Here is a 26,421-nt window from a genome sequence, read left to right as displayed (position 1 = left end):
GCCGCGGGTGGGGCCGCTACCGCGCAGCCCCGCCCGCTTCCCAAGGTCAGAAGGAGTCCGTGCTGGTGGCATCCCTGCCCCCTCGCCGTCCCCCCGCGAGCCACCCGCCCGTCCGTCGCGGCGGGCTGGCCCGCCTCGTCGTCGTCCTGCTCGCGGCCGCTGCGCTCGGCGCCGGGCTCCTGGCGGCACCGGTCCACGCGGCGCCCTCGGCGGACGAGATCGAAGCGCAGATCGACAAGCAGTGGGAACAACTCGAGCCCACCATCGAGGGCTACAACAAGGTACGCGCCCAGCTCAAGGCCAACCGCATCAAGTCGGCGGAGCTTGAGAAGAAGATGGCCCCGCTCGAGTTGGCGTCCGCGCTGGCGATGAACCAGATCGGTGCTCTCGCCTCCCGCTACTACATGTCGGGGCCCTCACAGGAACTCGGTGCCCTGCTGACCACCACGAAGCCGGGCACGCTCGGCGAGCAGCTGGTCATCCTCGACCGGCTCGCCGGGCAGCAGCGCAAGCAGCTCGCCGGTGTGCTCGCGATTCGCGACAGGTACCACGCGCAGAAGCAGAAGCTCGACGCGCTGATCGCCGCCCAGGTCCGTCAGCAGAACGAGCTGGCGGCCAAGAAGAAGCAGATCGACGCCGAGATCAAACGCCTGACCGCGTCGCTGCCGAAGACGACGGTGAAGGTCACGGGCTGTCCCACCATCAGCGGCGTGGTCAGCAGCGCCGTGCAGACGGCGATCCGCGTCGCCTGCCAGCAGGTCGGCGACCCGTACGTCTGGGGGGCCAACGGCCCGGACGCCTTCGACTGTTCCGGGCTCACCCAGTACGCCTACAAGGCCGCGGGTATCTCGCTCACCCACTTCACCGGCGCGCAGTGGAGCGAGGGCCGGCCGGTGTCCCGGGCCGACGCCCGCCCCGGCGACCTGATCTTCTTCTACAGCGACCTGCACCACATGGGGCTGTACCTGGGTAACGACCTGATGGTGCACGCGCCGCGGGCCGGTAAGCCGGTCAACGTCCTCAGCATCAACTACATGCCGGTCGCCGGCTTCCGTCGAGTCACCTGAGCCGGGGACGCCCGGCCCTTACTCCTCGTACGCCAGGTTGATCATCATGCCGGTCTCGGCGTGGTAGATGTTGTGGCAGTGGGTCATCCACTGGCCCGGGTTGGTCGCGTCGAACTCGACCGCGACGGTCTGCTTCGGCACCACGATCACCGTGTCCTTGCGGACGCCGGTGTCGGTGACGGCGAACGTGTGGCCGTGCACGTGCATGGGATGGAACATCGTGCTCTGGTTGACGAACTCGAGCCGCACCCGCTCGCCCTGGCCAACCACCAGTGGGTCGAGCCTGTCGGAGGTGGTGCCGTTGATGGTCCACCGGTAGGGCATCATCGAGCCGCCCAGCTCCAGCCGGTGCACCCGATCGGCCGTACGGCGCTCCAGTTTGACGGCGTCGGCTGGGCTTAGGCCGCCGGTGAGCAGCACTCGGCGGTCCAGTTCCGCGGGGTGGACGGTCGCGCCCGGAGTGCTGCCCGCGCCGGTGCGGACTACGGCCACGCCCTGGCCGTTCTTGCCCTCGGCGACCGCGACCAGGGGAAAGACGCCGTCGCCGAGGTCTACGGTGACGTCCGCCCGTTCACCCATGCCGAGCACCAGGGCGTCGCAGGTGGTGGGGGTGACGGGGAAGCCGTCGGTGTGGGTGACGGTGAGGCGGTGGCCGCCGAGGGCGATCCGGAACGCGGTGTCGGACGCGGCATTGACGATGCGGATCCGCACCCGCTGGCGCGGTCGACCGGTCAAGGTCACCGGGGCGGCCGGCGACCTGCCGTTGATCAGATAGTGCGGGTAGACCACGTCCCCGGCACCACCCAGCAGCGGAGAGGTCATGGTCTCCATGCCGCCCATCGACATGCCGCTCATGCCGCCGTGGTCCATGCCGGCCATGCCGGCCATGTCGCCGTGGCCGCCCATCGACTGCAGCGACGCCAACACGTCGTCGGGGGTGCGGCCGGTGCCGTCGACCCAGTCGTCGAGCACCACGATCCACTCCTGGTCGTACCGGCCGGCCTCGTGCGGGTCGTCGACCACGAGCACCCCGTAGAGAGCGCGGTCGAGCTGGACTCCCGAGTGCGGGTGGTAGAAGTAGGTGCCCGGGTCAGGGGCGGTGAACTCGTAGGTGTGCGTTCCGCCCGCACCGATCGAGCGCTGGGTCACTCCGGGCACGCCGTCCATGTCGTTGCGCAGCGCGACACCATGCCAGTGCACGCTCGTCTCGGTGGCGAGACCGTTGGCCACCTCGACGCGGAGCACGTCGCCGGCCCGCGCGCGCAGCAGCGGACCCGGCGCGGAGTCCTGGTAGCCCCAGGTCTGCACCTGCCGGCCGCCGAGGTCGAGGGTGACCGGGCGCGGGTTGAGCCTCGCCGACACGGTGCGGACGCCGGCCCGCCGTCGCGCTGCCTCGGTCCGGGCCACCAGGTCCCCGCCCGGTGCCACGAGACGGGGGTCGAACAGCCCGCCGGCCCAGGCGGCGGCGCCGGCCGTCCCGGCGATACCAACCGTGCCGGCGATTCCGGCCAGCAGTCGTCGGCGGGTGAGGGTGGGGGACATGGCTGCTCCTTCGGCTGCGAGGAACCCTGTCTGCAGCCTGACCTTCGCCGCGGGCCGACGGCCACGTCGCACGGCTTTCTTCAGTGAATCTTCATGAGCGGTCGCCGGTGACCTGGATCCACCCGGCCTGACCGGCAGGGCAGGATTGGCCCCATGGGTGTACGTGTGCTGGTGGTCGACGACGAGCGCAGCCTGGCCAAGGTCGTCGCCAGCTATCTGGAGCGCGACGGTCACGAGGTGAGCTGCGTCTTCGACGGCCGGTCGGCGGTCGCGGCCGTCCGGCGGGACCGGCCCGACGTGGTGGTGCTGGACCTCGCCCTGCCGGGCCTGGACGGCATCGAGGTCTGCCGCCAGCTCCGCACGTTCACCGACTGCTACGTGGTCATGCTCACCGCCCGCAGCGAGGAGGTCGACAAGCTCATCGGCCTCGGCGTCGGCGCGGACGACTACGTGACCAAGCCGTTCAGCCCGCGCGAACTCGTCGCCCGGATCCGCGCCATGCTGCGCCGTCCCCGCGCCGCCGTGGCCCCAGCCGCGGAGCAGTCGACCCGGACGGTCGGCGGGCTGCGGGTCGACCTCGCCGGCCGTGAGGTGTGCGTCGACGGGCAGCCCGTGGAACTCACCCGTACGGAGTTCGACCTGCTGGCCGCGTTGTCCGCGCAGCCGGACACGGCGCTGCGCCGCCGGCAGCTCATCGACGCGGTGTGGGGTGCCGACTGGGTCGGCGACGAGCACCTCGTCGACGTGCACATCGCCCACCTGCGCCGCAAGCTCGGCGACGACCCCGCCGGGCCCCGGTTCATCCGCACCGTCCGCGGCATCGGCTACCGAATGGGGCGGGGATGAGACGACAACTGGGACTTCCGGGCCGGCTTCTCGCCGCCCAGGCCCTCGTGGTGCTCGTCGGCGCGGGAACCCTCGGTCTGGTGGCTGCCGTGGTCGGGCCGGCGATCTTCCGAAGCCACCTGCGGCGGGTTGGCGGCCCGGTCGACCCGGGCACCGCGCACCACGTCGAGCAGGCATACGCCTCGGCCAGCGCCCTCGCCCTGGGGGTCGCGATCGCCGTATCGCTGCTGGCCGCCCTCGCCGTCAGTGCCTACCTGGCCCGCCGCCTCGCCCGACCGGTCACCCAGTTGGCGACCGCCGCCGCGGACGTCAGCCGGGGCGACTACGCGGCACGGGTCAACGGTCCCGGCCTCGGTCCGGAGTTCGACACGGTCGCCGCCGCCTTCAACACCATGGCCGCCCGTCTCGCGGACGCGGAGGCGACCCGTCGCCGTCTGCTGGCCGACCTCGGCCACGAGCTGCGTACTCCGTTGGCCACCATCGAGGCGTACGTGGACGCGGCCGAGGACGGGATCGCGGTCGAGGGCGAGGACACCTGGACGGTGCTGCGGGCGCAGACGACCCGGCTGCGCCGCCTGGCCGAGGACGTCGTCGCGGTGTCCCGCGCCGAGGAGCACCAACTCGACCTGCGCCCCCGACCGGTCGCCGTCGGTGAGCTGGTCAGCGCTGCCGTGGCCGCCGCCCGGCCCCGGTATGCGGCCAAGGGCCTCACCCTGCACGAGCAGGTGGCACCGGACGTCGGAGTGGTCGACGCCGACCCGGTACGGATGGGGCAGGTGCTGGGCAACCTCCTCGACAACGCCCTGCGCCACACCCCACCCACCGGACGCGTCAGCGTGCACGCCACCCGGGCTGCCGACGAGGTGCGCGTCAGCGTCACCGACACGGGAGACGGCATCGACGCGCAGCACCTGCCGCACGTCTTCGAACGCTTCTACCGGGCGGACGCCGCCCGGGATCGCGAGCACGGGGGATCGGGCATCGGGCTGGCCGTCGCCCGCGCGATCGTGACCCAACACGGCGGCAGGATCACCGCCGCCAGCGAGGGCCCCGGACGGGGCGCGACGTTCACCGTCGCCCTGCCCGGCGCAGGGCCCGCCGCACGCAGCTGACGAAGCGCGTGGGGGAGCTCGTCAGCGCAAACCGTCCAGCCTGCGGCGGTACTCCTCGTCGTCCAGCTCGCCACGGGCGTAGCGCTCGGCCAGGATCCGCCGGGCGGAGTCGCCGTGGCCCGTCGCGCGTCGGCCGGTGCCGACCGCGAGCCAGACCGCCGCGACGATGATCACGGCCAGGACCAGCCAGCCGACCATCATCAGACCCATCGGCCAGAACCAACCGTTGCCATCATGCATGTAGGTCACGTCCTTTCCACTGTCGGACCCTGTTGTTCTCCTGGACCTGACGGCGTCGCCGGCATACCCGTCGCCGCTGCCGGGTCACCTGGCCGACGAATTCGTCTCCGACGGGCCGTGGCGCTCGCCGCCACCGGAGTGACCGCTGTGGTCACCGTGGCCGCCGTGCATGAACAGCATCATCAGCGGGCAGGCGAGCGCGAGCAGCCCGTACGCCACCGAACGTGCCGGCACGCCGATCGCCAGCGCCCCCACGATGAGGATCACCAAGGCGGTCACGTACAGCGGCAGATGTCGCCTCATCACCGGTCTCCTTTCTCGTAGCTCCCAGACCGAGCCTGCTCCCGGGTTCCGGCGGGCGGCAGCGCCTACCGGCCCCGGCCGTACGGTCGAAGGTCCTACCCCCTCCGGGTAGCGGTAACAGGAAGCGCTCAAGACCACGCATCAGCCGCCTTGCCATATACCCCCCGGGGGTATATGTTCGAGGCGGAGGTGGACCCCATGACACGCCACGACACCCACCATGCCCCGCTCGCGACGGCACCCGAGCACTCGCACCCCGCTCACGGCCACGTCGCCGAGCGGCACGCAGATCACACGCCAGAGCGTCGCCCGCCGGATCAGCCCCAGCACCACGACCACCACGGGGGACACGGCGGCGGACACGACAAGCACGCCGGGCACGACCCGGCGCAGTTCCGGCGCAAGTTCTGGCTGAGCCTGGCACTGACCGTGCCGATCGTCGCCACCAGCCACATGATCATGGACTGGTTCGGCTACACCCTCGACTTCCCCGGCATGACCTGGGTCGGGCCCGTCCTGGGGTCCCTGGTCTTCGCCTACGGCGGCTGGCCGTTCCTGGCCGGCGCCGTTCGGGAGGTCCGCGACCGGGCGCCCGGCATGATGCTGCTGATCGCGATGGCGATCACCGTCGCGTACGTCGCCTCCCTGGCCACGAGCCTGGGTGCGTTCAGCCTCGACTTCTGGTGGGAACTCGCCGCACTGGTCACCATCATGTTGCTCGGGCACTGGCAGGAGATGAAGGCGATCGGGCAGGCCCAGGGCGCCCTGGCGGCCCTCGCCGCCCTGCTGCCCGACGACGCCGAACGCCTCGATGACGCCGGGCAGCCGCACCCGGTGCCCGCCGGCGACCTGCGCGTCGGCGACCTGGTGCTGGTCCGCTCCGGCGGCCGGGTTCCCGCCGACGGACGGATCGTCGACGGGGCCGCCGAACTCGACGAGTCCATGGTCACCGGCGAGTCCCGGCCCGTGCCCCGTACGGTCGGCGACAAGGTGGTCGCCGGCACCGTCGCCACCGACTCCACCCTGCGGGTCCGCGTCGACGCCGTCGGCGAGGACACCGCCCTGGCTGGCATCAGCCGGCTCGTCGCCCAGGCGCAGGCGTCCGCCGGCCGCGCGCAGGTGCTCGCCGACCGGTTCGCCGCCTGGCTGTTCTACCTCGCCACCGGCGCCGCGCTGATCACCTTCGGCACCTGGTGGGCACTGGGCGACGTCAACGAAGCCGTGGTCCGTACGGTGACGGTTCTGGTGATTGCCTGCCCGCACGCCCTCGGGCTGGCCATCCCGCTGGTGATCGCTCTGTCGACCGCGGTGTCGGCGAAGGCGGGCATCCTGGTCAAGGACCGCATGGCGCTCGAACGCATGCGCGGGGTGGACGCGGTGCTGTTCGACAAGACCGGCACCCTGACCAAGGGCGCCCACACCGTCACCGCCACCGCCGCCACCGCCGGGCTCACCGAGGACGAGGTGCTGCGGATCGCCGGCGCGGTGGAGGCCGACAGCGAGCACCCGCTCGCCCGGGCCCTGGTGCGGGCAGCGCAGGGGCGCGGTCTGGTTGCCACGGCGCAGGACTTCCGCTCCCTGACCGGACGCGGCGTCCAGGCCGTCGTCGACGGCACCTCCTACGCGGTCGGCGGTCCGGCGCTGTTGCGGGAGCTCGGCGCCACGGTGCCCGCGGACCTGGCGGACGCCAGCGCACGCTGGTCGGCCCGCGGCGCGGCCGTCCTGCATCTGCTGCGGTCGCCGGCGGAGGGCCGACCCGAAACGATCGGCGCGTTCGCGCTGGAGGACGAGGTCCGGCCGGAAGCCCGGGAGGCGATCACCGAGCTGCGGGAACAGGGCGTCAAGAAGATCGTGATGATCACCGGAGACGCCCGCCCGGTCGCCGAAGCGGTCGCCGCCGACCTGGGCTTCCGCCCCGGTGTGGACGAGGTGTTCGCCGAGGTGCTCCCGGCGGACAAGGACCGCGCGGTCGCCGACCTGCAGGCGCGGGGCCTGACGGTGGCGATGGTCGGCGACGGGGTCAACGACGCTCCGGCGCTGGCCCGCGCCGACGTCGGCATCGCGATCGGCGCCGGCACCGACGTGGCGATCGAGTCCGCTGGTGTCGTCCTGGCCTCCTCCGACCCGCGCGGGGTCACCGGCGTGATCCGGCTGTCCCGCGCGTCCTACCGGAAGATGGTGCAGAACCTGGCCTGGGCGGCCGGCTACAACGTGGTCGCGATCCCCGTCGCGGCCGGCGCGCTGGCGTGGGCGGGCGTGGCGCTCAGCCCGGCGGTCGGCGCGGTGCTGATGTCCGCCTCCACCATCGTGGTGGCGCTCAACGCACAACTGCTCCGACGGGTCCGCCTCACCCCCGGACGCCGTTGAACGTCCCGCTCTGGTCCGGCCGGCGGCAAGCCGGCCGGGCCAGAGCCGTCACCGACTGCGCAGTTGACGCCTATCGCCCGGCGAACGGGGCACCGAGCAACCCGGCGAGAAGATGCTCAGCGGCTGGATCGGCGCCGACGTAGAGCACGGCGTGCCTCACCCAGCAACGTTTCCTGCGCCTGGCACGAGGTATCCGGGCGGCGACACGGACCGCCGGTAGGCGACCGCGACGGCCAGGGACAGCACCACGATCCACCCGGAGGCCAAGACCAGCGCGCCGAGTTCGTCGAACCCCCGGGTCAGCGCGCCGTCGAGAAGCACCCTGACGCTGCCGTAGCTGGGCAGCGCCTTCGCCCAGGACGGCGGCTGGGAGCGCAGCATCGGGCTCTGGCTGATGCCGAGGTCGAGAAAGGGCAGCAGGAACGCCATGAACACCCCACCGACCCGGCCGAAGACCGGCGCGAGCAGCGCACCGACGAGCGCGTACGTGCCGGCGACCAGGAGGTTCCCGGCGGCGTACAGCGGCCAGCGGACCGCGTCGAAGACCGACGCCGTGGTGGCCAGCGACACCGCCGTGGCCAGCAACGCCGCGGCGGCGAGCACTCCGAGCCGGCCAGCCAGCAACGCCGCCGGACGCAACCCGGCCAGGGCCGCGCGGCGGTCGCCGGCGCGGCTGTCCAACAGCGTGAACAGACCGGCCAACGCCGCAAGCGAGGCGACCGCGATGGGCGCCATCGTCGCGCCGTGCACCTCCGGCATCGGATACGTGCCGGCCAGCCGCCGGCCGTGCTCGCGCACCGTCACCGTGATGGGCTGATCGGGAGTGATCGCGTCCGCCAGCAGGATGAAGATCACCGGAACCACGACGTACAGCGCCCACAGCGCGGGATTGCGGTGGGCGTCCCGCCACGCCGCCCGGCCGGCGCCCGCCAGCTGGGCCACCCAGCCGCCCGGCCGCTGCCGGCGACGGGGCGGCCCGGTGCGGCGGGTACGCCACACCTCGAGGGTCCAGGCGACCGCGACGGCCGCGATGGTCCACACCGTTGCCCAGCCGACGTCCCCGAGCCGCCCGGCATGCCCGGACGGCAGGTTCACCATCCACGAGGTGACGAAGTGCATCGGCAGGATCCGTGTGCCCACCCGTTCCTGGGCGCCCATCGCTGGGCCGAGGAAGACGTCCAGGATCCAGATCAACAGCACTACCACCGTGCCGTTGACCGGGTTGGGCGCCAGCGTTCCCACGGCCGCGCCGATCCCGAGGTAGATGACCGCCGCCATGAGCGTCCCGACCACCACGTGCCCCGGGCGGTCGATACCGGTCCGGAACGCGAGCGTGACCAGCGCGATCGCGCTGATCAGCACGGCCAGCGTCAGGCCGGTGAGGAGCCGGGCCGCGACCATGCGGGCCGGCCGCAGCCCGGCGAGCACCACCCGTTGGTCGGTGTCGCGGGTCGCGGCACTCTGAAAGTACATGCCGATCCCGGCAAGGAACGCCGCCGACCACGCGGCCGTGGCATCCTCGACCGCCGCGCCACCGCGGCCGCCGAGAATCCGCGCCGCGTCGGCCAACGTCCCCGCCACCACCGCCACGAACACCACTGGTACGACGACGAGCAGGAGCAGGTTGACGCGGTTGCGGGCGTAGTCGGCGAGGAAGCGCCGCACGAACGCCAGGACGGTCACCGGGATGCCACCCGGCCGTCCGTGATGGCCACGATCCGGTCGAACCGCTCCTCGTCGACCACGAAGTGGCTGATGACCAGCGCGGCGCGGCCGGCACGCCGACGCTCGCCGATCAGGTCCCAGAACTTCCGATACGTGTCCCAGTCGAAACTCGCGTACGGCTCGTCGAGCAGCATCAGCTCGGGATCCGGCAGCAGGGCCAGCGCGAGGTTGAGCTTGGCGAGGGTTCCGCCGGAGAGCCGTTCGGCCCGGGTGCGGGCGTACCGGGCGAAGCCCAGCTCGTCGTACAGCGACTGCCGGGACTGCTCCGTGTCCTCGTCGGCCATGCCGTAGGCGTGGCCGAAGAGGTCGAAGTGCTCGTCGCAGGTCAGCCGCGGGTACAGCTGCGGGCTCTGCGGACAGTAACCGATCCGCCCGCGATGCGACACCATCCCCGCGTCCGCGCGCAGCGCGCCGACCAGGATCTTCATCAGGGTGCTCTTGCCCGAGCCGTTCTCACCGATCACCCCGACCACCTGACCTGGCCCCAGGTCGAGATCCACCCCACGCAGCACAGGCTGACGCCGCCGGAACGGTCCCCGACGGTAGGACTTGCGCAGGCCCCGCGCCGTCAGCACGGCCGTCCCCGGCGGCCGGTCGGCTGCGGGGTCCTCACCGCCGGTCACAGGTCACCTCCGTACGCACGGGGTGGTGGTGTGAGGGTTCGTTCGTACTGCCTCAGCTTAGGGGGCGGTGGGGAAGGGGTACCGCCGTTACGCCAGGCCCGGCTGCAGCGGCTGCCACTGGCTCCCGAGTCGGTGCCGAACCGTACGTCACCCGTTCGGGTCGCGACGAACAGCCGATCCCCGCGCACGGTGAAGGCGACGGGAGTGTCCCGGGCGGTTCCGCCGGTGGGCGACCAGGTGCCACCGCTGATCTCCTTGGTGTGGGTCCCCTCGGCAGGGTGCCCATGGTGTGCCAACTACTATGCGCGATTAGTAGACGCGTGTCGGGATCGCTCGCTCCTGCCCATCTCGGCACGTGTCCTCTCCTGGCACACGAGGAGGTGGCGATGCGACAGGTGGCGGGTTCCCCCCATCGCGCGACGCAGCGCGCGGCGACTCTCGCACTGGCCGGCGCCATCGGCGCGGCGGCGGCGTTCGTCCTTCGCTTCGATCCGACCGATCCGGTCGCCGACCCCACTGGCCCCTGCCTATGGCACGCGATGACCGGCATCAACGGTCCGGGTTGCGGCGGCACCCGGATGTTCTACTACCTGCTGCACGGTGACCTCCTCGAAGCGGCCCGCCACCACCTGGCCGCCCTGATCGCCGTCCCCTTCCTTCTCTACGCGGGCATTCGCTGGGCCGGCGTCGCCTGGTTCGGGCGGGAGCTGCCCGCGCCGCAGTTCTCGCCACGCGTCTACTGGGTCTACGGTGCCGCCTTCCTGCTCTACAGCACCGTGCTGCGCAACCTGCCGTGGCCACCGTTCAGCTGGTTCGACGTCCCGAACCTGACCCCTTGATGCGGCGTCCACGGACCTTGATCTCCGGCAGGCGGATTTGCACCGACTATCCTGGTACAGCATGAAAAGCGCGAAGGTGGGCGCGTCGAGCGGGCCGGTGCAGCACTCGCCCCTGCGGCTGATGCTGCTCGTCGCCCTTGCCTTCGGCGTTCTCGGTATGCACACCGTCGGCCACCATCCCAACCTCAAGGGCTCCGGCGTCGAAAGCACGATGGCGGACCTGCACCACACACCCGTGGCGCCAGCAGACGAGCAGAGCCCCAGCGGCTCGGGCGGCCACGGTCACGGCGTCGACGCATTCGCCGTATGTCTGGCGGTGCTCGGCGCGGCGGTCGTCCTCGCCTCCCTGTCGATGCTCCGGCGATGCCGACGAGAACTGCCCGTATCCGCACGCGCCCGGCACTGGACGAGGGGTCGGGGATACGACCCTCCACCCCGACCTCCCCTCGGACTGCAGATGACCGCGGTGTCGGTTCTGCGGACATAGACCCTCGCGAGCCGCCAGGCCCCCCATCACAGGACCGTCTGCCAACCACTAGCGACAAGGACCATTCACTCGATGAAGCGAACCATCCTGCACCGGACCGCCCTTGCCGGTGCCGCCCTGTCCGCTCTGCTCGTCACCGCCGCCTGCGGCGGGGGCGACGACATGGCCGGCATGGACCACGCCAACAGCAGCCCGTCAACCGGCGCCTCGTCCGCGGCGACCGGCACGTTCAACGACGCGGACGTCATGTTCGCCCAGATGATGATCCCGCACCACCAGCAGGCCGTCGAGATGGCCGGCCTCGCTCCGAGCCGCGCGAAGGACCCGGAGCTGAAGGATCTGGCCGCCAAGATCAAGGCCGCCCAGGATCCCGAGATCACCACCATGAAGGGCTGGCTGACGGCGTGGGGGAGGCCCGCGTCTCCGCCCAGCGGCCACAACATGCCGGGGATGTCGGCCTCGCCCGGTCATGACATGCCGGGGATGAACTCCGACATGCCGGGCATGATGTCCGACCAGGAGATGGCTGACCTCACCGCCGCCAAGGGCACCGACTTCGACAAGAAGTTCGCCGAAATGATGATCGCCCACCACAACGGCGCCATCGAGATGGCCAAGACCGAACAGGCCAATGGCAGCAACCCGGACGCCAAGGCTCTCGCCGCCAAGATCGCCGCGGACCAGGCGGCGGAGGTGCAGACCCTCCAGAAGATCCTCGACCGCCTGTAGGCACGTACCCGTCCGGCCGGGCCCGAACTCTGGTTCGAGCCCGGCTGGACCATTGCTGGGCCGATCGAGTGCTGTGTCCCTGTGGCCGAGGACTCACGGGCGGAATGCGGGCACCGTGCCGCCAGGTTGTGCTTACCGCATGCCGGAGCCGGACGCTCCGGCATGTGCACATCCCGGCTCGCAGGCGCGTGCCGACCCGAGAAGAGCGGTGAGTGGTCCGTGACCGCTGCGGCTCCCCGAGGAGAGGCGATACATGAACAACCCTGCCCGACGGCTTTCGGTCAGCCACACACACAACTCCGCCGTAGTGAGAAAATGCGTGGCCGCGGCGGGAGTGGCTCTTGCCGGCATCATCGCCGCAGGTCCGGCGACAGCTGCCTATGCCACCCCGGCGGCTGCCGCAGCGACAGCCAGAGCTGCTGCTGGCAAGCAGGTGAACGACTACACGTTCCAGGCGCAGCCCAACATCTACTACTGCGGTCCTGCCTCCACGCGGATCGCGCTGAGCGCGCAAGGAAAGATCGAAGACCAGGACAAGCTGGCGAATGAACTCGGCACCACCTTCGCCGGCACCGCCTCGGCCTTCGAGATCACCCGCGTGCTCAACGACAGCCTGGGCGAGCAGATGTACAAGACCGTGGAGATCCCCGACGACTCGGCCAGCACGGTGGAGGTGGCCCGGCTCAAGGCCGACGTCACCAAGGCCATCGACGAGAAACGCATCCCCGTGGTCAACGTCATCGGTTCCGCCGTGGACACCGACGGTGTCGCGCGGTCCTTCCCGGTCGGGCACTACCTGACCGTCGTCGGCTACGACAGCGACGGGAGCCGTCTGAAGATCGCCGACCCGTGGCAGCCCGTCGGCGACGGCACCTACTGGATGTCGGTGACCGATCTGGCGAACTGGTCCGCCTCGCGCGGCTACTCGGCCTGACCGCACCAGCACAGCGGCCCCTCGCCCAGTCGGCGAGGGGCCGCTGTGCGGCTCGGCGATCCGGCGGCGAACCCGCGACCGCGGTCGACCCGACGATCAGGCCCAGATCACGTGGGTGACGACCATGGCGCCGTCGGCGAAGTGCCGGACGTAGGTGGAGTGCCGGTCGGCGCGGGAGCCGCTGACCAGCGTGCCCCAGGACTTCGGGGAGTTGCCGACCGACGCGGTGGCCGGCGCGGAGCCGACCGTGCTGGTCGAGTCGACGTGCGAGTAGATGGTCACCAGCTGGTCGTAGTCGTGCTGGTTGGGGTGCTGGTTGGTGCTCGGGTCGTTGGTGTAGTCCATGCAGGTGCCGAGGTTGGCGTTGTTGAAGTTCTCGTCCTGGTGGTCGAGGCCGAAGGTGTGGCCGACCTCCTGGCAGGTGACGAGGTTGCGCCACGCCGGAGTGTTGTACTGGGCGGTGTTGAAGTAGGTGTCGTTCAGCTTCACCGTGCCCTGGGTAATGTGCGTGCCGCCGGTGACCGAGATCGAGGCGATACCGAGCCAGCCATTGTTGCCGTAGGTGGAGTTGCACACCTCGACCCGGCCGCTGACGCCCTTGCAGTTCTTCGGGTTGGTCGACCCGGTCACGACCGTGGTGTCGAGAACGGTCGACTTGCTCCAGTCGCTCGAGGCGCCGGCCAGGGCGGAGTCCCACTGCGAGCTGACGTTGTCACCGAGCTTCAGCGTGAACGGGTTGGCGGTACGTGCCCAGTGGTAGCCGCCCCAGCTGTGGTTGGCCTGGGCGGGTGCCGGGAACACGAGCAGGGCGAGGCTGGCGGCGCCGGCGGCGGCCAGCAGTTTCTTGTGCATCGCAGCTCCTCTGGGAGTGCCGTTGGGGGTTGGGTACGGCATTGACCCGGATCACTTCATACGCCTGGCCAGGGAGGTTGTGGGCATTGCGGAATGCAACTTTTTCGCCCTTCGTGAATATGGGCCACCATCGAGGTCGTCCTGAGGCAGCGGGACGCTCCTGAGGTATCGGGCCTCTGTGCTCGCCAGCCGTCACGGTTCCGGCACGCCCTGCTGGCCTGGCGAGCCGCCCCGCGTACCCTTGCGGGCGCGAAGGGAGCGCACGTGGCAGAGCTGGGCAGACTCGAAGCGGCGGTCATGGACGTCCTGTGGCGGGCCGGCCAACCCCTGCTGGTCAGAGAGGTCCTCGACGCACTGACCTCCGACCGTGCTCTGGCCTACACGACCGTTCTCACCGTGCTCGACAACCTGCACCGCAAGGGTTGGGCAGCGCGTGAGAAGGATGGCAAGGCCTACCGTTATCGCCCTGCCGGCACCCGTGAGGAGATCGCCGCTCGCACGCTGCGTCAGGTGCTTGAGACCAGTACGGACCCCGACCTGGTGCTTCTGCATTTCGCCAGGTCGGCCTCGGATCGGGAACTGCACATCCTCAAGCAGGTGCTACACGAGCGGGAGCCCGGGGCGTGAGCGTCGCGCTGGCACTGGTTGCCGGTGTCGTGGCCGCCGCCTGGTGGGGGCCCGTCGCGCTGCGATTCTGCTTCCGCCACGTTGCTGACCCGGTCGCCGTGCTGCTCGGCTGGCTCGGGCTGCTCGTCGCCGTGACGGCCACCTTCGGCGTCGCCGTCGCCGTGTTGCTCGCCCCGGGCGCCGCCCACGAGTGGGCACTGCATGACCTAGCCCGGCTGTGTTGGCACTGGGCGCAGCCCAGCCGCCCGCCGGCCCTCAGTGAGGTCCTCGGGGCGGCGGGCGCTCTGACCATGGTCGCGGCGTTCATGAAGTTCGCCGCGTCGTGCGTCCGCCGCGCACGGACGGCATGTCGCGCCCGGCGCGCTCACGCGGATCTGCTGACTCTCTCCGGCGGCGCGGCCGAGCCCGGTGACGGGGCGGTGCTGTGGATCCCGCACCCGACCCCGTTGGCATACAGCCTCGGCGGCTCCGGCGGGCTGACCGTGCTCGCCAGCTGTACCCGAGACCTGCCGGCGGATCAGCTCGCCGCGGTGCTGAGCCACGAACGGGCCCATCTGCGCGAGCGCCACCACCTGCTGGTGTCCGCCGTGGAAGGGCTCGCGTCGGCCGTCCCCTGGCTGCCGCTGACGCGGGAAGCACCCGCGGCCGTCCGCCTGCTCGTCGAGCTGCGCGCGGACGCCGCGGCCGTACGGGAGTGCGGCCAGGCGGCCGTGCGAGATGCGCTCTTAAGCTTCGCTGGTGCGCCTCACCCGCCGTCCGCGCTGTCGATGGCCGGGGGAGAGGTGGGAATCCGGTTGCAGCGGCTTCAGTCGCGCACCCCACACGGCCGCCATCTTGCGACTCGGACCGCGTTCGCCGCGGCCGCCCTCGGGGCGCCCGTGGGCATCGGCATGCTCGCCGCGGTCCTCACCTGTCTATAGGCGGCCGGGCGGACTCCGGCGGGCGCGGTGGAGGCGTCAGCCGGCGAGGCCACCGGTTTCATGGCCGTTGCTGGCCACGTGCGCGCGCAGTTGGTCGTCCGTGGGCTCGACCAGGAAGCTCCCGTCCGGCCAGACCAGGGTGGGAATGCGGCGTTGCCCCTGCTGCAGACCACGGATCAGGTGCGTCGCGGCCTGGTCCTCATCGACGTCGACGTACACGTACGGGATGCGGGCGGCGTCGAGCAGGGCTCGGCTGCGTCGCACGTCGGGGCACCAGCCGGTCCCGTACACGACGAGCTCATCGTGGCGGGCGCGATCGTTGACGGTCAACTCGTTCTCCTCGTCGCCGGGACGGATGGCAAGGCGGCATCCCCGGGGGCGCCCACCGGCGCCCTGGGGATGCGGGATGCCCGCGGGTCAGTCCACGAGCTGGTAGCCGGCTCGCTGCACGACCGCGCGGACCTCGGCGGTGTCCAACGGGTTCTCGCTGAGAACGGTGATGGTGCCCGTGGCCACGTCGGCCTGGACGTCGGTCACGCCCGCGATCTCGGAGACGTGCCCGGTCACCTTCTTGGCGCAGCCGCCGCAGGTCATGCCGGACACCTGGTAGGTGCTCCGGGCGCCGCTGCCGGTGTTCGGGGCCGCCGGGGCGCTGTCGATCGTGACGGTGCCACAGCCGCAGCTCGATTCATTGCCGCACATGGGATCTCCTCGGTGTCGCAGATGATGGCGGGACGGTGCGCAGGGTCCGTCCGGGCGACGGTCGGTTGTGCGCCGACCCACAGGCCTGAAGATACCCCTACCCGGTATTCGTCTCAAGACCTCGGCCGATCCGTGTGCGTGCTGGGGATGTCATCCGGATCACTTGACGATGCATACCGGTGGGGGGTACAAACCTGCTACTACCCATACCCCCTAGGGGTAATTGAAGGAGTGGTCACGATGTCATCCGATTCGAAGCGCTGGTGGGCCCTCGGACTCATCGCCCTCGCCCAGTTCATGGTCATCATGGACACCTCGATCATCGGCGTCGCACTACCACGCATCCAGGCGGACCTCGGCTTCTCACCCGAGAATCTGTCCTGGGTCTTCAACGCCTACGTCGTCGCGTTCGGCGGCCTGCTGCTGCTCGGCGGCCGGCTGTCCGACCTGCTCGGCGCCCGCCGGATGTTCGCCGCCGGCTGGCTCATCCTGCTCATCGGCTCCGCCGCCGCCGGCCTGGCCGACAGCGTTCCGGTCGAACTGGCCGCCCGCGCCGTCCAGGGCGCCGGTGCGGCGCTGATCGCCCCGTCGGCGCTCACCCTGCTGATGATGCTCTTCGGCGCCGAGCCCAGGGAACTCACCCGGGCCCTCGCCCTGTACGGCGCGGCGGCGCCCGCCGGCGGAACCGCCGGCGTCTTCCTCGGCGGCGTCATCACCGAGTACATCAGCTGGCCGTGGGTCTTCTACGTCAACATCCCCATCGCCGCGCTCGCGCTGCTGGCCACCCCGGCCCTGATGCCCGCCGGCGGCACCCGCCGCGGTTCGCTGGACGTGCTCGGCGCCGTGACGGTGACCGTCGGCCTCGGCGCCGCCGTGTACGGGATCGTCCGCGCCCCCGAGGTCGGCTGGGCCTCCGGACAGACCTGGCTGGTCCTCGCCGGAGCCGTCGTCGCCCTGGCCACGTTCGTCGCGATCCAGGCGGCCCGACGCGAGCCGCTGATGCGGCTGTCGATCTTCCGCACCCCGAACCTCGCCGCCGCCAACATCGCCCAACTGCTCCTCGGGGCGGCCTGGATCCCGATGTGGTTCTTCCTCAACCTCTACCTGCAGCAGGTCCTCGGCTACAGCGCCTTCCCGAGCGGCGCCGCGCTGCTGCCGATGACGATCCTCATCATGATTGGCATGATCGCGCTCGCCCCGCGGGCCATCGCCCGCTTCGGCCCGAAGCCCATGGTGGTCACCGGCCTCGCGATCCTCGCCATCGGGCTCGGCTGGCTCGCCCTGGTCCGCCCCGACGGCACCTTCACCGTCGACGTCCTACCTGCCTCGCTGGTCGCGGCGCTGGGCATGTCGCTGGCGTTCATCCCGTCACTGGGCACGGCGATCTCCAGCGCCCGGCCCGAGGAGGGCGGCCTCGCCTCCGGCATCGTCAACACCAGCTACCAGGTCGGCTCGGCGCTCGGCCTGGCCGCGATGACCGCAGTCGCCTCCGCAGCCGGCGCCGACCGGCTCGACGACCTGGCCGCCCTGACCGACGGCTACTCCGCCGCCTTCCTCGGTGCCGGTCTCATCGCCGTCGCGGGCACCGTCACCGCCGGGCTCACCCTGCGCGCTCCGCGGCGGCAGCCGGACGCCGAAGCCGAGCCGGTAAATGTCGGCTGATCCGAGGGCAACCCAATCGACCGCCCACCGGTGGATCAGTCCAAGCCTGGCTGATCCACCGGCGCCGATCGGTGACGAGCGCCGACACGGTGAGCGGGTCAACGGGTCGTGCGGACCGAGCTCGGAAACCAGCAGGGCAGGCGCGTGCGACGACGGCAGCTCCACCGTGTGACATCGGCTTCCGTCTGCCGCGAGCTCCCCGAGCTGCCACGGCGTGCCCATAACTCTTGCAGGCGCATGCGCCCTGTCGTCACACGAGATCGAGCCGCCTACGTCTCGGCGTTGACGAGGATCGCGGTGGCCAGCAGGACAGCCAGCATCAGCAACGCTTCGACCAAGACGGTACGGCGCAGTTGACGGGTGCCGTCCATCGCCCGGTCGTCAAGCCGGGGCACCACCCGCCTGCTGTTGTAGAGCCCGACGAGGGCAACAACCGCCACCAACGCCACCTTGACGATAAGAACTCGCCCCCAGCTGGTGGCCATGAGGTGTCCCGGCCGATCCAGGATCAGCAGAGTCAACGCCACGCCGGCGACACCCGTCAGCGCTACTGCGCCAGTGGCGGGAATGGAGAACCGCACCGCCATCTCGGCGGCACCCGTCGGTACGCCGAGCCGAGCGCGACCCAGCAGCAGGACCGCCAGGAGAAGAACCCCGCCGACCCACACGGCGGCGGCGATGGTGTGGGCGACATCGGCCGCCACGACGATGACCCGAGGTTCCGCGGTGACGGTGTGCCCGTCGAGCAGGAAGGAACCCAGCAGCAGCGCAACGGTGACACCCAGAAGCACGGGCCGGACAGCTCGCGCTCGCACCCGCTGAAGGCCGTCGCCCGTCGGTCCACCAGCGGCAGGGGCCGCCAGGTGCCGAGAGTCGGTAGGTATGGCGGCGACGGTCGGAACGGAGTGACGCCCGACAGCGTGCCGACCCCGGATCAGCGCCGCTTCGAGCGAACCGGACACGAGCATGCCTGCCGCGCCGCCGAGCCGCAGGACCAGGCCGGCAGCCACCGGCGTCTGGATGAGGGCGGCTAACGCCGGGACACTGGCCGCCGAGGCGAAGGTGCCCTCCTCGCTGAAGACCGCCGTGAGAGCGGCCAACTCAAGTACCGCTCCGGTCGCTACCGTCAGTCCGGCCGCCCGCACCCAGACCTGCACCAACCGGATGTCACTGCGAGTACCGACCAGTGTGGTCAAGGCGAAGACAAGACCACCGACACCGAGCAGGGTCGCCCCGTAGGACAGCCACCGCCCGACGGCGCCGACGAACTGCACAGGCCCCTGATCCGCATCGGCGGTACGGCCAACAGCGTGTCCGCCGGAATGGGCAGGCGGCGGCGTCGACGGCATACCAGGCCCACCATGGCCGGCATGTCCGTGCGAGCTGGCTGTGATCTGAGGTTTGGCGGTCACGCCAGGCGCCGGGGGAGGGGAGGCCACCGTGAAGGTGAGGTCTCCTGTCAGGGGGTGGGCGTCTGGGGCTGCCACACTCCATGCCAGATTGAACGTGCCGGTGGTCAGGGGAGTGGAAGAGTGAACCAGCCACGTACGGCCCCCGTCGGGGGTGTGGCTGGTCGCCGGTACGGCCTTGCCCTTGCCGTCGGAAAGCTTGAAGCCAGCTCCAGTAGGCGTGCCGGCGGCACTGAAAGTCAGCCGGATTTCCGAAACCGCGTCATCGACCCGCGCGCCATCGGCCGGCAGGGCCTTCAGCAGCTTGAAATGAGCGGCAGCGGGGGAGGCGAACCCGAGCGCCACAATGAGGGCGGGAAGCAGCGCTAGCCACACCCGCAGTACCCAGCGTGCAGCGCCGCGTGCTGACGGCTGATGACAGGCAAGACCCGATGATGCGGCAAGCAAGGTCAGGCCGCCCGGCGACGCCACTGGAAAGGCACTGTTGATCCTTCCGCCCGAGGAACCCGTGGACCTGCGGCCCACACATCGGTCCCACCTGATGCGGTCGCCATCCTAGGGCAACTACTATCTGTCGATAGTAGGGGTGGGTCAGGCCCGACGATCGACAGGTGGGAGGGACGCAGGCGAAGTCGTTCGGAGTGCCAACTCTGGCCACCGATGCAGGATGGACGGCATGACGAAAATCCTGGAACGTATAGCACTACAGGCCGGTGCCCACCTGCTGGTGGTGGGACATGGACCAGGCCTCGGCCTCGCCTTGGCCGCCGGCCGTGTCGGCCGAACTGGACGCCTAGTTGGCGTCGACCCGTCGGCAACCATGCGCCAGCTGCCCGCTGCCCGCTGCCCGCTGCCCGCTGCGCCGAGGCGATCGCCGCTGGTGTGGTCGAGATCCGCGATGGCAGCGCCGAGCACACCGGCTGTGCCGACCGGAGCATGGACGCGATGATCTCGGTCAACAACGTAATGCTGTGGGACCGACGGGCTGGCCTGACTGAGGCGTACCGCGTGCTGCAGCCCGGTGGGCGGTTGGCCATTGCGGTGCATCGCCACGTGCTCAACACAACTCACCAGAGCAACTGGCCGATGACGTGGGAGCGGCGGGCTTCGTCGATGTCAGCCTCGAGGTGCGTCCCAGGCGTCTGAACAGTCCTGCTGTCGAACTGGTCGCCCGCCGACCCACCGGCTGATCTACGACGGCAGGTGACCGGCATGGTCGCGTCACCATGATCGTGCTGTCGGGGCAAATTTGTACTCGCCTCCCCCCGTGCATCGCCACACGTCAGCAAAGCGACGATCTGACCCGGGGCCGTCAGCTGCGCTCGAGTTTGTTTTCGCCGAGGGTCTAGCGACATATGAAGATATTTGACAGTGTGACTATCACCTGCGTGATCGCGTCATCTGGCGACACGCCCGACGTGAGGGGGCGCCGTGCGTAGACCTTTCCGAATCCGATCACTCGCCGTGGCATGCGCGGCGATCCTGCTCGCCGTGATGGCATCACCGGCCGAGGCGCACGAGCCGTGGGACGACGGGTCCGTCCCGCCGCCTCCGCCCAGCAGCTCCGCTGACGGCTACAGCCCGAACATGCACCTGCTCTCGACCGATGAGCACACCGGTGGCGTCAACTCCGACCTCGCCTTCTCCGGCAACCTCGTCTTTGCCGGCCACTACGGCGGCTTCCGCATCATCGACATCTCTGAGCCGGGTACCCCAGTCGAGTTGGCCGACGTGCACTGCAACGGCCCCCAGGGCGATGTCTCGGTCTGGGGTGACCTGCTGTTCCTGTCCGTGGACACCCCGCAGAGCACGCCGGGCTGCGTGGGATCCCGCAACGTCACCGCCTCCACCACCGGCGCCTGGGAAGGGATCCGCGTCTTCGACGTCAGCGACCCGACGGCGCCGCAGTTCCTCCAAGCGATCCGTACAGACTGCGGGTCGCACACCCACACCCTCGTGCCCCGCGAGGACGGCGGCACCTACATCTACGTCGCGTCGTACCCGCTGAGCGCCAGCAACATCGGACCGGACTGCCGAGCCCCGTTCGAGCGCATCTCGGTGATCGACGTACCGGGTGGCGACGCCGCCGCCGGCCTCGCCGCGACGGTCGTCGCGGAGCCCACCATCAAGGGGATCGACCTCTTCTCCGGCGCGTCCGGCGACTTCTTCGCCTGCCACGACATCCAGGTACTGACCCCGCGCAAGCTCGCCGCCGCGGCCTGCCTGTCCCAGGGCCAACTGTGGGACATCAGCAACCCCCTAGCCCCCCGCGTGATCGCCAACATCGACTCGCCCGACGTGGACATCTGGCACAGCGCGGCGTTCACTCACGACGGAAAGTACGTCACCTTCGGCGACGAGTACTTCGGGCCCGCGCAGGAGCCGTTCGGTGCAATCTGGACGTACGCGGTCGACGACCCCAGCACGCCGCTGAGCCACCTGCGCATCCCGCGCGCCCAGCCGAGCACCTACCACAACTTCAACTACGTGCCGGTTGCCGGCCGCAACATCCTGGTCGCCTCCGCCTACGGCTCGGGAACCTCCGTGGTCGACCTGACCGACCCGAACAATCCCAAGGAGATCGGGTACTACGACATGCAGTCCAACCAGTGGTCGACCTATTGGTACAACGGCCTGATCGTTGCCAACGACATCTCGCGTGGGGTCGACGTGATCCGGTTCAGCGGCCCCCAGACGGCCGGGGCCAAGAAGCTGCCGATGCTGAACCCCCAGACCCAAACGTTCCTGCTCGGCTGACGCTGCTACGAGTAAGCGGGCGGGCGGGCGCCGTCGGCGCCCGCCCGCTTTCGTGACCTACCAGCGAACCCGCACGTCCGCTGGTTCCTCGCCGTCCTTCCGCCGGGAAGACAGCCGATCGCCAAGGCAGCGGGAGGTGAGCCCCCACCAGCGGCGATGTTGCGGATTATCAACTGGTTGCCAAGCCAGGCCGTTGTTCGAGTGGACCGGCTTACATGTCCCCAATGGCTACCGATGTCGAGGCCAACCTGGCCGTGGAACCGACTCCCGACCGACCCGCCGGCGGCGCTCCGACATCCTGAGCAAGAACCCACCTGGTGTGGCACGTCGACATCCGTAAGTTGAGGTCCCGGCCGTGGTGAGGTTCAACAGGCGCGGGCGAGGGCTTTACCTGCGCCAACCGACCGCCCTGCGCTGACTGCCGGGTGTCACGAGCGCCGCCGGCAACTCCACTCCATGAACGTCTGTGCGCCGAACCCTGCCCCGACTGTGTCAGCGTCGCCGCCAGCCGTAGCGCCGCCCCACCCGAGTTCGCCGAATTGTGATGTGAATTGGTTCGGGACGAGTTCACATCCGACGGGAAAACGGTCATTCGGGTAAGGGACGCGGTGATTGGCAAGAAATTCAGCGCCGACGCCGCCCCGATGTCCGGTTGCCTCCCGGTAGTCCCGTCATAGCTGCTCATCCCATTGGGTGACATCAGTGACGGGCTGTTCCGGTCAGAGTAATGGTGATCGAAGTTTAAGGAGGTGGGGTCGCTTGATGGGTGACGTACCCGCCGGTAGTGTCAGCGCGTCCGGTGCGGTTTTCGATCGCAAATGGCGACGCCGTGCCGACCCGCTCAATCGTGATCTCACGAACCGGGGACCCAGTGCAACACCGGGGTGAATCCGCGGGCCACGGCCCGTGGTAGGGCGTACTTCCCGCCCGAATCCGTCAGCTAACCCGGTAGGCGGCCACGGAAGGAGTTCCAACCTCGTGCGAACCAACCTCCGATCCATCCCCCTCCACGGCGCCGCGGTGCCGGCCCTCGCCTGACCGGCGAATGCGGATCCGGTAACCGTCCCGCAGAGCCCGGCGCACCCGGCGCTCCCACTCCCCGCGGCCACCCCGCCCACGAACGCGCGTGAACCCATCCGCGCGCTGGGCCGGCGTGTGTCGCTCAGGCCCTCGTGGAGGAACACATGAAGCACCGAATGAAGCGTCAGCTGCGGCGTGTCGTGACCGAGCGCCCGTACCAGATCATCGCCGGCTCCGCTGCGGCGCTCGTCCTGGCCGGCGGCGTCGGCACGGCGCTCGCCGTCACCGGCGACACCCCGGCACACAAGGTGAATACCGCCGCCGCTGCCGAGCTGGCCCCCCGGCTCGGCGAGGCCGCCACCCGTGGTGAGGCCCGGATCGCCGCCCCTTCGCCGTCCGCGAAGGCCAGCACCAACGCCACGACGGACCCGGACGTGACCAAGAATGCGAAGCCCAAGCCGCCATCGACCAAGGTCCTCGACTACACCTACGAGGCGCAGACCGCCTACTGGAACTGCGGCCCGGCCGCGGTGCGCAACGCGCTCAGCGCGAGCGGCGTCGAGACCACCCAGGACGCGATGGTTGCCCCGCTGAACGCCGGCGTGAACGGAACGAACTCGGCCGAAGACACCACCCGCGGGCTCAACCAGATGGTCAAGGGGAATCCGTACCGGACCCACACGATCCCCGGCCAGGCCACCCCGGCACAGATGGACCAGCTCCAAGCCGACGTGGTCAACGCCATCACCGACGGCCGTGCCGTGGTCGCCAACACCGTCGGCGCCGCCACCGACACCGACGGCGGCTGGCACTCATTCCCCGGTGGCCACTACATCGCCGTGGTCGGCTACAAGGACGACGGCCGGACCGTCCGGATCGCCGACTCGGCAAATCCGGCTACCGCCTCCTACTGGATGACCACCATCGACCTGGCGAACTGGATGGCCACCCGCGGCTACTCCGCCTGATCGCGCCTTTCCCCCATCGGGCACCGGTTCCTGGAGCCGGTGCCCGACGCCATTTCCGGCCCGCCCGCCGGCCATGTCTAGCCGCCCCGCGCGCCGAGGCGAATCGCTGCCGTGCTGGAGGTGACCACCGACCCGCAGTGGATAGCCGGCCAACAGCGCGGTGAGGTCGGCGAGCCCGCTGGCTAGGGTGCGGAGTAAGTCCTCGTCGAGCAGCACCCGGGCGATGCCGTTGAAGACGGCGACATTGGATCCCGGTCTGGCCTGGACGTGCATGTCCGCCGTCGGCGAGGTCGATGCGGCGGGGGTCGATGACGATGAGCCGTGCGCCGCGTAGCACCAGCTGTTTGATCCGGGCCCGATCACCGGGTGGGCCTCAGTGGGTGGCCGGGTCGTCGGCGAGCGCTACCAGGAACGGCACCACGTGGCAGCTCGCCCCCATCGCGGCGTGACCTCCCAAAGAAGACCGAAGTGGTCAGGCTTGACTGCTACTCGCCTGGCTGGTGCTGGCTGTCGTCCTGGGGACCGCTGGCGCCAGTCAAGAGAGTTTTGCCGCATCGACGTATGGCTCTGGGCTCTCCCGTGCTGGCGCCGGCATGGATCCCGAAAGCTGAGACTCGAATCCCACCGTCAACCCTCTGACCAGGGCTTCCTGGGCGCTGACCTCTTCGGCGAACCCGAACCGTCAGCTCTTCGGCGGCCCTGAAGGCTTCAGCGCTCATGGGTCGCGTTGGGTCAGTCTGTGATGTCCTCAACTGCCGATGAGTGCGCACTCCAACTAGCGTGCACCCATGGCCGAGTCTTTGAACCTCTCGAGTCCGGCTTCGCGTCGGAAGGCGCTCCGGATGGTTGACGTAGATGACCCTGGCCCCCACCACGCGATGCTCCGAGAGATCTTCGACCTCGAAAGGACGTGGCGCGAAGGTCCGGACACGGGCGAGAGCGACGAGTACGAGCAGATCTACGTGACGGCCTTCCTGCTGTTCCTGATCGGTGATCCCGCGGACTCACCCCGCCTGTATGGAGCGAAGTTCCGCACGGGTGAGATAGACCTAGGCACCGGCTTCGATGCCCAGGCCATCTTCGGAGCGGGCAGATGCGAAACGCTTCGGTGGCTCCTCGAGAACGGACACACCGACGAGCACGCGCATCTTTCTGAGTGGTTGTCGCAGTGGGAAGACCCGAAGATCGAAGACTGGGCTCGGCATGTGCGCGAGTATTTCTACTCACCGGATGGCGTGCTGCTTCTGGATCCGCTTTAGACGCGCCCTGGCCTGCCGCCCGCTCTTGCCGCTGATCGAGCGCTACGGGCCGTCACGGCGGCGACCCCTTTGTGCGCGTCCGGACTGGCCGATGAGCAAGCCACCCAGATCGAGCCGGTCAGAAATCCTCCGGCCGGATTCCGAGCGCCGAGAGCGTCTCGTGGCGCGCTTCCTCCGGCAGCCAGTCAACGGTGTAGCTCCCACCGTGCGCGTCATCCTGTCCCCGGGAGAAGGTCCCCGACAACATCTCACCGACCACGGTCCACGGCGGGTAGTCCTCGCCGAGCGGCTCGCGATCCCCGTTGGCCCACACGACAATGAACCAGACCCACCACTGACGACGGCGGGAGAAGCTCAAGGGCGCCCAGAACGTACCAACCTGCGTCGCCACATGGCCGGCCACTTCGCCGTCCCGCCGCAAAACGGCCACCCCGCCTCGAAACGGGTCAAGATCGGGGTCAGGCTCGGGCGGCTTCAGCATTCATCCATGATTCCAGCCTCGTGCTTGGAACTTCCGGATCTGCCGCCCTGCGTGCGCGCCGGTCGCCGGCACGTTGCCACGTACGGTGCCCCCAGATGCCGCGGCACACGTTCCTGCGCCGGTGGCGACCGCCGACTCCTACTCGCCAAGCCGGCGAATCCAGCTGAGGATCACCCCGCCGCGATCGGATCGACAACGTCCGCTATTGCCGCGAGGCGCGCGCTACGCAGCGTCCCGCCGAGCTGGCCCGGGTGCTGTCCGGACGTGCCGAATTGAGCGTGTCAGGGTTAGACGCGGTCGAGGGGGATGTGGGGCTCGGGCGGGAGCTCGACGCGAATGATGTCGCCGGGGTAGACGGTCCCTCCCTGCTCCACGACGCCCATGATCCCGGCCTTACGCACTAGCTCGCCGTTCTCGGCGCGGGAGACGGCGACCTTGAGCAAGCCCGAGCGGAAATCGTTGATCTGCTGGCATGGGTTGCGCAGGCCCGTGACCCGTACGACGGCCCGCTCACCCAGGTGTAGACGGGTGTGGCGCGGCAGCCCCAATATGTCCAGTCTCGCGGTCAGGACGTTCTCGCCAAGGCTCCCTTGGGAGAGCTCGTATCCGTGCGCTCGGGCCTCGTCGAAGAACTCGGAGTGGATCAGGTGCACCTGGCGCAGGTTGGGTTGCGTGGGGTCTGCGGCTACGCGCGAGCGGTGCTGCACGGTGGCGCCGGCGTGGGCGTCTCCGTCGACACCCAGGCCCTCCACAAGCGTGATGCTCTCGCAGGGCTGCTTGCTGAAGCGGTGGTGGTCCTCCTTGCTGACGCCCAGCACGACGGGCGAGCCGTTCTTGGTCATAGCCGCAATCTTCCAGTAACCCTCGCGCCGACGAACACTCGCTCATGGCACCCCTTTATGTCAAGACACTGCTCGGAGTGCGGGTTTAGGCTGGTTGGTGGCGGGTCC

At 69.9% G+C, this 26,421-nt stretch carries 26 protein-coding genes and 1 riboswitch; of the genes, 15 read left to right on the top strand and 11 right to left on the bottom strand.

Annotated features, from left to right (window positions below):
* The first annotated feature begins 65 nt into the window (after positions 1-65).
* On the top strand, positions 66-1,067 hold the full coding sequence (locus V6U81_RS20675; protein WP_420884051.1) for a C40 family peptidase: 1,002 nt from the start codon (positions 66-68) through the stop codon (positions 1,065-1,067).
* Positions 1,068-1,085: 18 nt separating this feature from the next.
* Here V6U81_RS20675 and V6U81_RS20670 read toward each other — a convergent pair whose 3' ends face one another.
* On the bottom strand, positions 1,086-2,609 hold the full coding sequence (locus tag V6U81_RS20670) for a multicopper oxidase family protein (RefSeq protein ID WP_334491507.1): 1,524 nt from the start codon (positions 2,607-2,609) through the stop codon (positions 1,086-1,088).
* Between the two features lie 153 nt (positions 2,610-2,762).
* On the opposite strand from V6U81_RS20670, the gene V6U81_RS20665 reads away from it, so the two are divergent.
* Positions 2,763-3,455 carry a response regulator gene (locus V6U81_RS20665; RefSeq protein WP_334491506.1) on the top strand — a complete coding sequence of 231 codons (693 nt, stop codon included), beginning with the start codon at positions 2,763-2,765 and terminating at the stop codon, positions 3,453-3,455.
* Positions 3,452-4,567, top strand: coding sequence for a sensor histidine kinase (locus V6U81_RS20660; RefSeq protein WP_334491505.1), 1,116 nt, complete (start codon positions 3,452-3,454; stop codon positions 4,565-4,567). Before V6U81_RS20665 ends, V6U81_RS20660 begins: the two co-directional genes overlap by 4 nt.
* Positions 4,568-4,588: 21 nt before the next feature.
* Here the strand turns inward: V6U81_RS20660 and V6U81_RS20655 are convergent, their stop codons facing one another.
* Together V6U81_RS20655 and V6U81_RS20650 are read right to left on the bottom strand one after the other, a co-directional pair.
* A complete protein-coding gene (locus V6U81_RS20655; RefSeq protein ID WP_334491536.1) occupies positions 4,589-4,807 on the bottom strand; it encodes an SHOCT domain-containing protein in 219 nt (72 codons plus the stop codon).
* An 84-nt stretch (positions 4,808-4,891) separates the two neighbouring features.
* Positions 4,892-5,110 (bottom strand): DUF2933 domain-containing protein, encoded by a 219-nt coding sequence (locus V6U81_RS20650; protein WP_334491504.1) that lies wholly within the window; start codon positions 5,108-5,110, stop codon positions 4,892-4,894.
* A 198-nt stretch (positions 5,111-5,308) separates the two neighbouring features.
* Between V6U81_RS20650 and V6U81_RS20645 the strand changes: the two genes are divergently transcribed.
* Positions 5,309-7,477, top strand: coding sequence for a heavy metal translocating P-type ATPase (locus tag V6U81_RS20645; RefSeq protein WP_334491503.1), 2,169 nt, complete (start codon positions 5,309-5,311; stop codon positions 7,475-7,477).
* 156 nt (positions 7,478-7,633) lie between these two features.
* On the opposite strand, the gene V6U81_RS20640 is transcribed toward V6U81_RS20645, so the two are convergent.
* Together V6U81_RS20640 and V6U81_RS20635 are read right to left on the bottom strand one after the other, a co-directional pair.
* Positions 7,634-9,160, bottom strand: coding sequence for an ABC transporter permease (locus V6U81_RS20640; protein ID WP_334491502.1), 1,527 nt, complete (start codon positions 9,158-9,160; stop codon positions 7,634-7,636).
* Positions 9,157-9,702: an ATP-binding cassette domain-containing protein gene (locus V6U81_RS20635; RefSeq protein ID WP_334491501.1), complete on the bottom strand. Its 546-nt coding sequence runs from the start codon at positions 9,700-9,702 to the stop codon at positions 9,157-9,159. The genes V6U81_RS20640 and V6U81_RS20635 overlap by 4 nt, the downstream gene beginning before the upstream one ends.
* Before the next feature lie 509 nt (positions 9,703-10,211).
* Between V6U81_RS20635 and V6U81_RS20630 the strand changes: the two genes are divergently transcribed.
* From V6U81_RS20630 to V6U81_RS20615, 4 genes are all read left to right on the top strand, one after another.
* Positions 10,212-10,664, top strand: a complete 453-nt coding sequence (locus tag V6U81_RS20630) for a DUF2752 domain-containing protein (RefSeq protein ID WP_334491500.1) — start codon at positions 10,212-10,214, stop codon at positions 10,662-10,664.
* A gap of 61 nt (positions 10,665-10,725) precedes the next feature.
* Positions 10,726-11,151, top strand: a complete 426-nt coding sequence (locus V6U81_RS20625; protein WP_334491499.1) for a hypothetical protein — start codon at positions 10,726-10,728, stop codon at positions 11,149-11,151.
* Positions 11,152-11,223: 72 nt separating this feature from the next.
* Entirely contained in the window at positions 11,224-11,880 is a 657-nt protein-coding gene (locus V6U81_RS20620) for a DUF305 domain-containing protein (protein ID WP_334491498.1), read from the top strand.
* A 253-nt stretch (positions 11,881-12,133) separates the two neighbouring features.
* On the top strand, positions 12,134-12,814 hold the full coding sequence (locus V6U81_RS20615; protein ID WP_334491497.1) for a C39 family peptidase: 681 nt from the start codon (positions 12,134-12,136) through the stop codon (positions 12,812-12,814).
* Between the two features lie 96 nt (positions 12,815-12,910).
* On the opposite strand, the gene V6U81_RS20610 is transcribed toward V6U81_RS20615, so the two are convergent.
* Positions 12,911-13,666, bottom strand: coding sequence for a zinc metalloprotease (locus tag V6U81_RS20610; protein ID WP_334491496.1), 756 nt, complete (start codon positions 13,664-13,666; stop codon positions 12,911-12,913).
* Positions 13,667-13,930: 264 nt separating this feature from the next.
* On the opposite strand from V6U81_RS20610, the gene V6U81_RS20605 reads away from it, so the two are divergent.
* Together V6U81_RS20605 and V6U81_RS20600 are read left to right on the top strand one after the other, a co-directional pair.
* The gene (locus tag V6U81_RS20605; RefSeq protein ID WP_334491495.1) at positions 13,931-14,293 is read left to right on the top strand and encodes a BlaI/MecI/CopY family transcriptional regulator; all 363 of its coding nucleotides are present in this window, start codon (positions 13,931-13,933) and stop codon (positions 14,291-14,293) included.
* Positions 14,290-15,213 (top strand): M56 family metallopeptidase, encoded by a 924-nt coding sequence (locus V6U81_RS20600; protein WP_334491494.1) that lies wholly within the window; start codon positions 14,290-14,292, stop codon positions 15,211-15,213. The genes V6U81_RS20605 and V6U81_RS20600 overlap by 4 nt, the downstream gene beginning before the upstream one ends.
* 36 nt (positions 15,214-15,249) lie before the next feature.
* Here the strand turns inward: V6U81_RS20600 and V6U81_RS20595 are convergent, their stop codons facing one another.
* Entirely contained in the window at positions 15,250-15,543 is a 294-nt protein-coding gene (locus V6U81_RS20595; RefSeq protein WP_334491493.1) for a glutaredoxin domain-containing protein, read from the bottom strand.
* Positions 15,544-15,630: 87 nt separating this feature from the next.
* Positions 15,631-15,915 carry a heavy-metal-associated domain-containing protein gene (locus tag V6U81_RS20590; RefSeq protein WP_334491492.1) on the bottom strand — a complete coding sequence of 95 codons (285 nt, stop codon included), beginning with the start codon at positions 15,913-15,915 and terminating at the stop codon, positions 15,631-15,633.
* 240 nt (positions 15,916-16,155) lie between these two features.
* Between V6U81_RS20590 and V6U81_RS20585 the strand changes: the two genes are divergently transcribed.
* Complete coding sequence (locus V6U81_RS20585) at positions 16,156-17,577, top strand: DHA2 family efflux MFS transporter permease subunit (RefSeq protein ID WP_334491491.1); 1,422 nt, start codon at positions 16,156-16,158, stop codon at positions 17,575-17,577.
* A gap of 269 nt (positions 17,578-17,846) precedes the next feature.
* Here V6U81_RS20585 and V6U81_RS20580 read toward each other — a convergent pair whose 3' ends face one another.
* Positions 17,847-19,361, bottom strand: coding sequence for a copper resistance CopC/CopD family protein (locus tag V6U81_RS20580; protein ID WP_334491490.1), 1,515 nt, complete (start codon positions 19,359-19,361; stop codon positions 17,847-17,849).
* A gap of 285 nt (positions 19,362-19,646) precedes the next feature.
* Here V6U81_RS20580 and V6U81_RS29205 point away from each other — a divergent pair, with 285 nt between their 5' ends.
* The 4 genes from V6U81_RS29205 to V6U81_RS20565 all read left to right on the top strand — a co-directional run bounded on the left by V6U81_RS29205 (position 19,647) and on the right by V6U81_RS20565 (position 24,990).
* Positions 19,647-20,132: a class I SAM-dependent methyltransferase gene (locus V6U81_RS29205; RefSeq protein WP_420884049.1), complete on the top strand. Its 486-nt coding sequence runs from the start codon at positions 19,647-19,649 to the stop codon at positions 20,130-20,132.
* A 318-nt stretch (positions 20,133-20,450) separates the two neighbouring features.
* The gene (locus V6U81_RS20575) at positions 20,451-21,743 is read left to right on the top strand and encodes an LVIVD repeat-containing protein (protein WP_334491489.1); all 1,293 of its coding nucleotides are present in this window, start codon (positions 20,451-20,453) and stop codon (positions 21,741-21,743) included.
* Between the two features lie 828 nt (positions 21,744-22,571).
* Positions 22,572-22,713: riboswitch (cyclic di-AMP (ydaO/yuaA leader) on the top strand.
* A 214-nt stretch (positions 22,714-22,927) separates the two neighbouring features.
* Positions 22,928-23,731, top strand: a complete 804-nt coding sequence (locus V6U81_RS20570; RefSeq protein ID WP_334491488.1) for a C39 family peptidase — start codon at positions 22,928-22,930, stop codon at positions 23,729-23,731.
* Between the two features lie 788 nt (positions 23,732-24,519).
* Positions 24,520-24,990: a hypothetical protein gene (locus tag V6U81_RS20565; RefSeq protein WP_334491487.1), complete on the top strand. Its 471-nt coding sequence runs from the start codon at positions 24,520-24,522 to the stop codon at positions 24,988-24,990.
* 118 nt (positions 24,991-25,108) lie between these two features.
* Here V6U81_RS20565 and V6U81_RS20560 read toward each other — a convergent pair whose 3' ends face one another.
* Both V6U81_RS20560 and V6U81_RS20555 read right to left on the bottom strand, forming a co-directional pair.
* The gene (locus tag V6U81_RS20560; protein WP_334491486.1) at positions 25,109-25,471 is read right to left on the bottom strand and encodes a hypothetical protein; all 363 of its coding nucleotides are present in this window, start codon (positions 25,469-25,471) and stop codon (positions 25,109-25,111) included.
* Between the two features lie 287 nt (positions 25,472-25,758).
* Positions 25,759-26,313 carry an MOSC domain-containing protein gene (locus V6U81_RS20555; RefSeq protein WP_334491485.1) on the bottom strand — a complete coding sequence of 185 codons (555 nt, stop codon included), beginning with the start codon at positions 26,311-26,313 and terminating at the stop codon, positions 25,759-25,761.
* Positions 26,314-26,421: the final 108 nt, after the last annotated feature.

This window comes from Micromonospora lacuserhaii (genome assembly GCF_036902735.1).
GTDB lineage: Bacteria > Actinomycetota > Actinomycetes > Mycobacteriales > Micromonosporaceae > Micromonospora.
Note: the sequence above shows the minus strand (reverse complement) of the source record. Positions and strands in the feature narration are given on the sequence as shown.